The sequence below is a fragment of the Methanosarcina sp. A14 genome, assembly GCF_001729375.1.
Taxonomy (GTDB): Archaea; Halobacteriota; Methanosarcinia; order Methanosarcinales; family Methanosarcinaceae; genus Methanosarcina; species Methanosarcina barkeri.
Window position 1 is genome coordinate 1 of the sequence record NZ_LZPK01000288.1, and the last position, 3437, is coordinate 3437.

3 protein-coding genes and 1 pseudogene are annotated in these 3437 nt (G+C 34.3%); 3 read left to right on the plus strand and 1 reads right to left on the minus strand.

Going from position 1 to position 3437, the window contains the following annotated elements; genetic code table 11:
- On the minus strand, positions 1 to 240 hold a 240-nt coding region (locus A9239_RS18465), incomplete at its 3' end, for a helix-turn-helix domain-containing protein (protein ID WP_141706467.1).
- A gap of 425 nt (positions 241 to 665) precedes the next feature.
- Between A9239_RS18465 and A9239_RS13155 the strand changes: the two genes are divergently transcribed.
- The 3 genes and pseudogenes from A9239_RS13155 to A9239_RS20565 all read left to right on the plus strand — a co-directional run.
- On the plus strand, positions 666 to 2024 hold the full coding sequence (locus A9239_RS13155) for a M12 family metallo-peptidase (protein ID WP_048156598.1): 1359 nt from the start codon (positions 666 to 668) through the stop codon (positions 2022 to 2024).
- A gap of 117 nt (positions 2025 to 2141) precedes the next feature.
- On the plus strand, positions 2142 to 2645 hold the full coding sequence (locus A9239_RS13160) for a hypothetical protein (RefSeq protein ID WP_048122524.1): 504 nt from the start codon (positions 2142 to 2144) through the stop codon (positions 2643 to 2645).
- 479 nt (positions 2646 to 3124) lie between these two features.
- Positions 3125 to 3437: pseudogene (locus A9239_RS20565) on the plus strand (IS5/IS1182 family transposase); the annotation flags it as partial.

Sequence of the window (3437 nt, forward strand, 5' to 3'; positions counted from 1 at the left end):
AAATTTCTTTATCCATTTTTGGACAGAAACATGACTTACTCCTAAAAATCTTCCTATTGAGCGAAACCCTAACCCTTCAAGATAGAGCTGCAAAGCCTGTCTCTTAACAGAAGGGGAGCTAGCAGTTGATTTTACCTCTACGGTATAGTTATATCCACAATCATGGCATTTGTAGCGTTGACGTCCACAAACTATACCATTCTTTTTGTGAGTGGAACTATTACACCTTGGGCAGTTCATATAGAAATATAGGTTCTCATAATATATAACTATAGTTAACTACCAAATCTCAATTTTTCCCATATCCGCAGCCTCCATAATTAACAAGCTGAGATAGTAGTAAAATACTAAAAAGCATGTTTAAGCAATTTTCGACAAATTGCTCTATAAATAATCTATGTTCAATTCTGTTTTGGCTCTTTAACTGACTTTTAACAATTAATTTCAGGCCTGTAAATAGCCCTTAACTTGCAATTGTTAGAGACTTTGGATATAAAAATATTTAATCTATAGTCACTTATTAAGAAAGTGAGAATGTTTTACAGGATTTAGTAAAGCTTGAGATATGTACCGAACCCTGCATACCCGAAGGCAAGAGTCAACTTTACAATAATATAAAGTTTGCTGAGTCTTGCCTTTAGTTAAAACAAAGAAGATAAGATGAAATGGAGATAAAGAATCATAAAAAAGTTGCCCTTGTAATGCTAGCAACCCTATGTTTTTTTACGGGTTTGGCTACCGCAAGTTCAGATCTTAAAATGGATTCAGTACAATATGTTGGGAATGAATCTATAGACGTACTCTTTAATCAATATTACGAAGAAATAAGTTTAGACGAACTTGGAAAATCTGGAGTGTATAGGTTGAATGTACCAAACACAATTACAAAATATGATCTACTGTTAATGAATCCAGAACTTTTTAAGAAAGATGCAGACTTAGGTAAAATGACTATCCAGTTAATTGGACAAAATTTTGAATTACAGTTAGAACCTGGTATATGGGTTAGCAAAGGAGATAAGGAAATAATTAAAAATGAGACTGGAATATACGAAATTGATATGCCCGAGGTATATAATTATTACGGATCAGTTGTTGGGATTCCAGAAAGCAAAGTTCGTTTTACAGTTTCAGATGATGCAGTTCTCGGATGGATCGAAGTCAAAGATGTAAAATATATAATATCCCAAGCCGGATGGATGGAAGAAAACGGTGAAAAAAAAGTACTCCACGTTGTGTATCGAAACACAGATAAAGTTATATCTGGCGTGCCACCTGCATCAGATGATGTAGCTTACGAATCCAATAATACTGTGGATGTATATTCTAAATCTGAAACTTTTAAGACTCAATCGCCGTCAAGTATCTTATCAACTACAACTGTGACCCTTCTGTCGGCATATGATACTGAGTTTAAAAATGAGTTTGCCAGTCCAGGTACTGAAATCTATAACATGATGGCTGATGTAAACAGTGCATACGGAGTTTCAGATATAGGTGTAAATTTCGATGCAGACTACTACTACTACGACTCCGATTTAAGCAGCACCAGATCAGACCTTCTGTTAGGTGAATTTCGCTCAGAAAATTCAGCCTTAAGGGACTCCGCAAATTGTGATCTTGCTTTTCTTTTCAGTGGCAAATGTTTTTCAGACAGTGCTATAGGAAGATCATACGTGTACTCAGGCTTGTCAAACGCAGCGTACGGAGTAGCTCAAATGGTGGATGAGCCAGGGACAACATATGATGGAACGTTTGACGACAGATGTAGTGTAGTTTCACATGAACTTGGTCACAATTTTGGTGCAGATCGCCAAGATTCGTCCCATGCATATGCAAAAGCTTACAGTTGGTCATACCTAGGATTTACCAGGTATTCTATTATGTATACTCCTTACAAAGGGATAGGTTCAATAGGTGGTATGCAGCTAGAGTTTTCTTCTGATACTAATCATGGTGACGCCACACATGACAATGCAAGAAGGATCAGTGAAACAAAGTCTACTATAGCTAATTTCCAGTAAATATAGAGCTAGCACACTTGCCTGCCTTACAGGCAAGTTCATTTTTAACTCCAAATTTGATAGATCCTATCTACTAATATATACCCCACTGAAGTAAAAATCGAGGGAAGTAAGGATATGAAAGGAAAGCATCTAATATTTATTGTAATAGTAATTTCACTTCTATTTGCATTATTCATGACTCCCCTTAAATATGACCTATTGGGACACTCACAACCAGGAAAATTAAACCTCACTATGATACCGGAAAAAACTCGGATACAGGAAGATAAGGTATTCCAGATTCATTTAACATTAACAAACATTGGAGAGAATACAATCAATGTCTGGAGGATGTATGAACAAGTGAGTTATGATATATTTTTCACCAAAGTGGATGGCTCTATAGTACCTTATGAATGTGGAGCTATCTCAAGAGTGCCACTTACAAACAAAGATCTTGTTGAATTGGACCCAGGAGAATCTCTAAATTGTACATTTGATTCAACATGTTGGAATTTGACAAAGGGAGAATATACCCTTAATGCCATATACGATACTACTTCTCCAAATGAAGATATTAGAAAACCCTATTGGATTGGTAAGATAAATTCCAATAATGTAACGATAATTGTAGAGTGAGTACTTTATTTTATCCCAAAATTATTTCGCTTTTTTAATTTCTTTATTCCAATTGTATATATCGTATACAGGTGACTCACTATTTTACTTCAACTTCAAATTTGTGTAACTATTCAGGTAGCCTTGTAAAGGCTACACAATTTTTCGGCTTTGTAGAAATCCTTAATTTTATGCAAATTATTTCTATCACTTTTTTGTTTATGTTGTACACTATCAATTTAAATTTAATTTCCTTTACTTGATTCCTGAACTTCCTTGACCTAATTGTTTCCCTAAGCTTTCTTTTCACTACAGAGAATGTTGTCTCTGATATATTTCTTTGATTGTATTTAATTTTGTCAAAGACCAGAATACAGGCTCTGTAGAAATCCCCTAAATTGAGGTTTGACACCATATTTTTATAGTTGTAATGTTATATTTTACTTTTAATTCATCTCATAAAAACGAAGGAATCTTCCAATATTGAAATCGAATAATACATCGAATTTGTTGATATCAGCCTTGAAATTGTCCAATCTTCGAGACTGAATCTTTATTCCTGCAAATATTCCAAGCATGTTTATACTCAACATCAGCTTCTTGTTCTGGTTTTATTGAAAGAATATATAAGCACAGACTATCGTGATTTTGTAGAACTTATCGACCTTATGAAAGATATAAAAGAAAAACTTAATCTTGATAAGATTCCACATTTCACTACCCTTCAAAAGTTTGTGTCAAGAATTCCTTCTTCTCTGTTTAACCTCATTTTGTCAAGGATTCTAAAGCTTTTTTATTCACATGGAGAAAATG